Here is a 4,251-nt window from a genome sequence, read left to right as displayed (position 1 = left end):
TCCGGTTGCTTCCCTATGGAGGAAGCTTCCGGGCGATGCGAGCAGAACTCGGGATGTCGGGGTGCTACAGGTTTCGACCGGCGTTTTCAGGCCGCGGGTGCTACAGGTTTCGACCGGCGTTTACACGTCGCCGGCTACAACGATCTTCTCGAAGCCAAGAACATTCCGAAGGGGTATGCCGAGTACGCGTTGAGTCTGGTCGAGGGGGAGGCAGCGGAAGTCATCCGCGAACTGGTGGAAGGCCGGGCGATCGACCCCGCCCAGCGCGTCGCGATGGCGCTGTTCCTCTACCTCCAGTACCACCGCACGCCGAGAGGGAGACAGTGGCTCACGTACACCTTCGAGCAGTCGTACACGCTCGAAACGATGGGTCGTCTCCTCAACCCACGCGAGGTCCAGGAACTCCATCACCTGCGCGGCGAGGAGATCTCCCTCAAGGAGGCCGAGCGCCGCGGTCGGGAGTGGGTGGATCAGCTCGACTCCGGAGAACTGGTCTTAAAGGCGGGGCAGGATCACGCGGTAGGCGCAATGTTCATGTTCGCCGAGGGTGCCGTGCCAGCCATTGCGGGCCAGATGTCCTGGTTCGTGGTCCACGGCCCGCGGGACTGCGATTTCATCCTGTCCGATCACCCGATCTTGCTGCACGATCAGACGGCTCAGCCCGGATACGGTGTCGGCTGGCTGTCGTCCCCCGACATAGAGGCGACGTGCCCGCTCGACCCGAGCGCGGCACTCGTTGCTGTTCCAGGCCCACCTGAGCTCCGCCACTTCGACGCGCGACGAGGCGAGGTCGAGGAGATCAACCTCCGCACGTACGCGTCTGCGGAGTGGGCGATCTACGGACAGTCGCCCGGCGATGTTCAGCGGGTCAGAGCGCAAGCCAAGCGTGAGAAGCTCCGCGTAGGTCAGCTCGCGCCTATTCCTCCAACGATCCACATCTTCGAGCAGACCGGAGGCGAGCCAGGAAAGGTGCAGAGGCTGCGGCCGAAGGGCGAGGTGAAGCGCAGGCAACGATGGCCCCGGTGGGAGGACTAATGGACGAGGCAAGCCTGAAAGACATCTGCTCTCGTGCCGCGGACATGGCAGGCCGGGTCACCACTGGGATCTTTCGAGCAGGTCAACCGGTCCCGTGGGAGCTGCTGGGACCACGTCTTCCGGTTTTGGCTGGCGGTTCTACTTCGGCAACTACCGGCTCTGGCGACGCCTCGAGGCGCCCCCCCGCCTCCCAACCTGAGACGCCATCCGGACTGTGTCGACCTGACAACGATGGGAAACTTGTTCGTGGCTCGTCCCTGGCAGAAGAAGAACATGGCTGTGACCCGGTTCGCAGATTGGCTCGACGGGCTCGGACATGCAGGACGTTTGCCCAAGCCCGTCGCTGCCTGGGCTTGCCGGTGGCTCGATCACCGGTACGGCGTCCCCCGTGAGAGGAACCCCAGGCCTCACCAGCCAAACTGAGACATCACCAAACCGCTTCTGGACGCACGAGCGCGAGTAGACTCGTCCGCCGATGTATGTCGAAGCCTTCCTGTACCTCGTTCTGCCAGCCGCGTTGATCGCATGGGCTATCTACACGGTGGTTCGGCGATTACGCAGCACTCGCTCAAACTAAGACACCACCGCTTCTGCATGGCTCGTCGAGGAGGAGCCTTGGACGAACATCTCGCGCGAGACACGAAATAGGTCCGAAATGTGCTCGGGAACGGACTTCCTTGCCACGCGCCCGGCGGTACCTCTTGCAAATAGGTGCGTCCCCGATAGGTGTCCACACCCTGGCCCGCCCAGGTCTCGAGCGACCGGGCGTCCACGATGCTGACGATGAGGCGGTAGACGAGCTGCTGTGACATGTTGGAGATGATCACCCCGGACATCAGCCTGTCGTCCTTTGGATGGCAGGGGTCCGAGGGTAGGGGTTCTTCAAGCTCTTGTGTGGTCGGGCGAAGTTAGACGACTCCCCGCACGCCGTCGTCTCGGTCAGCCTTCCGGCTGGAGAGTTCACCCTCTCCGCGTCGGGCTGGGCGCACACCGAGAGCAGCCCCTATCTGGGGGCAAAGGACTCCGTGGCCATGACGTCTTGGACACCTTCAGGCGGGCGACATGGAATTCCTCGACGGCCTAGCCGAGGGAGTCCCTCTGAGAGTACTATCCGCGGAAGCGGGCGATGGACAAGTGCGGGACACCCGCGCGGTTTCGTGCCTGACAAGTGCCCAACATCCGCACTTAGGCGAGGGGTAGGGATTGGCTGACATCATCAAGTTGGACCGCCGCAGCAGAGCAACCAAGCCTTCTGTCGCCCCGGCCAAGATGCCCACCCCTGCCCTTACTCCGTGAGCTACAGCGAGCTCCTCGACGGGACGGACGCTGGCCCTACTCCTTGACCGGGACCAGGTCCTCGGGGTCGAACTGGCCCCACAGGAGGTCGGGCTGTCCCTCCCGGCCGATGAGGGCCTCGTCGTCGAGCCACCATCGCTGGCCCATGTAGGTGACCTCATCCCCCAGCTCGACCCGGCGCGGCTGGTCCTCATCCCGCTCGGTCATGACGCTCCTCCTCCTCGATCAGGCGCTCGATGACCCGCCACGCCCCTGCCACGTCCAGGGCCCGGGCGGCGTGCTCGGTCAGCAGCAGGTCCCTGGGCAGGTACCGGTCGTGCTTCTCGTGGGCCACACCGACCCCCCGGGCCAGGTCGGCTCCCTCGGGGGGCGGGGAGGCGGCCAGCGCCGCGAGGTGTGCCCTGAGCTCCTCCGGACGGGTGGGGACCCGGACGGCCGGGCCGTGGGGGAACGCCATGACCTCCCGGGCCCGCAGGGCGAGGGCCATGGCGTCGAGGGCAGGGTCGCCGGCCCAGCAGAACGCGAAGGTCCCGCCCCCCCACGGGAGCAGGGGGCGCTCCCCCAGCTCGAGGCGGGTGAAGGCCTCCCGCCCCTCCGCCAGGAGGTCCCGGGCCGACGGGTCCAGGTAGGGGGGGACGTCCTCCCCCCGGTAGATCACCAGCATCTCCTCCCGGACCCGCCCGGCCACGCTCATCCCGAGCCCCCCGAACTCCGGGGCCACGGCGGACGGCGCCTGCTCCACCTCCACCAAGCGCCGCCCCTCGTGCACGGCCGAGACCACCCACCGGCGCCCCGCGAACAGCATGGGCTGCCCCACGCACAAGGGACGGACGACGGGGAGGGTCCCCAGCTCCCGGCCCTCCCCCGCCACCCGGTACTCCACGGGGGTCCGGAACGCGGCGTAGAAGGTGTGGCGGCCGACCACCCGCTCCCCCTGGGCCCCGAGGAGCGCGGTCCCGTCTTCGGCGCCCTCGACGAGGCCCCGGTCCTCCATGGAACGGAGGATCCGGGCGAACTCGACCTCCGTCACCCCGGCGAACGCCGCCCCCGGCCCCCCGCACAACACCCGGTGCGCCTCGTTGGGAGCGACCCCGGACCGCTCGGAGATGAGTGAGAGGATCTGCTGGACCAAGGTGGACAGGTGCCGCACCCCCGGGGGGACGGGCTCGTACCACCGCTGCCCGAGGAGGCGGACCGCCGCGATGGCCTGCACCAGGGCCGGGCGAAGCCGGCCCACCGGGTCGAGGACATCCCCCTCGATCACGTGGATCCGGATCGCCGCGGGGCCTCCCCGCCTCCCGGAGCGCCCCAGGCGCTGGCGGAGGCTCGCCACGGAGGGCGGCGGGCCCACCTGGGCCACGCTCTCTGCGGTCCCGATGTCGATCCCGAGCTCCAAGGTGCTCGTGCACACCGCGGTGGCGGGCCCGTGGCCCTTCAGGGAGGCCTCGGCGTGACGGCGCACGCCGGCGGCGAGGCTCCCGTGGTGGGGCCAGAACTCGCAGGGGACCCCGGCCCGGTCCGACAGCTCCGCCAACAGGTCGGCGTAGCGCTCCACGGCGGCCCGGGAGTTCACGAACACCAGGTTGTCGGTCCCCCGGAGCCCGAACAGGTCCCGGGCGATGGCCTCCTCCGGGTCCAGCCCCTCCTCTCCGCCCTCCGAACGGGCCGGGGCGCGGTAGCCCCGAACCTGGATGCGCACCCGGTGGGGCTCGAAGGACCGGACCACCGCGACGGAGCCTCCCGCCCCCGGGCGGAGGAACTCGGCCGCCGCGGACGCGTCCCCGATGGTGGCGGAGAGCCCGATGCGGGGGACGATCCTGCCGGTGGCGTCCTCCACCCTCCGCAGGAGCGATTGGACCTGGGCCCCCCGCTCCGTCCCCAAGAACCCGTGGACCTCGTCGATCACCACCCGGAGGAGGC

Annotated in this window: 3 protein-coding genes; 1 reads left to right on the top strand and 2 read right to left on the bottom strand. The window is 68.7% G+C overall.

Going from position 1 to position 4,251, the window contains the following annotated elements; genetic code table 11:
* On the top strand, positions 1–1,035 hold a 1,035-nt coding region (locus M3Q23_08580), incomplete at its 5' end, for a DUF4238 domain-containing protein (protein MDP9342141.1).
* Between the two features lie 1,332 nt (positions 1,036–2,367).
* Here the strand turns inward: M3Q23_08580 and M3Q23_08575 are convergent.
* A complete protein-coding gene (locus M3Q23_08575) occupies positions 2,368–2,538 on the bottom strand; it encodes a hypothetical protein (GenBank protein MDP9342140.1) in 171 nt (56 codons plus the stop codon).
* The coding region (locus M3Q23_08570) for a DEAD/DEAH box helicase (GenBank protein MDP9342139.1) at positions 2,522–4,251 on the bottom strand (1,730 nt) is incomplete at its 5' end. The genes M3Q23_08575 and M3Q23_08570, both read right to left, overlap by 17 nt.

The organism is Actinomycetota bacterium, assembly GCA_030774015.1.
Taxonomy (GTDB): Bacteria; Actinomycetota; UBA4738; order UBA4738; family JACQTL01; genus JALYLZ01.
This window is presented reverse-complemented; position numbering and strand designations above follow the sequence as displayed.

Coding starts and splice junctions, on each gene's coding strand:
- M3Q23_08575 (MDP9342140.1), bottom strand. CDS start 2,538: ATGACCGAGCGGGATGAGGACCAGCCGCGCCGGGTCGAGCTGGGGGAT.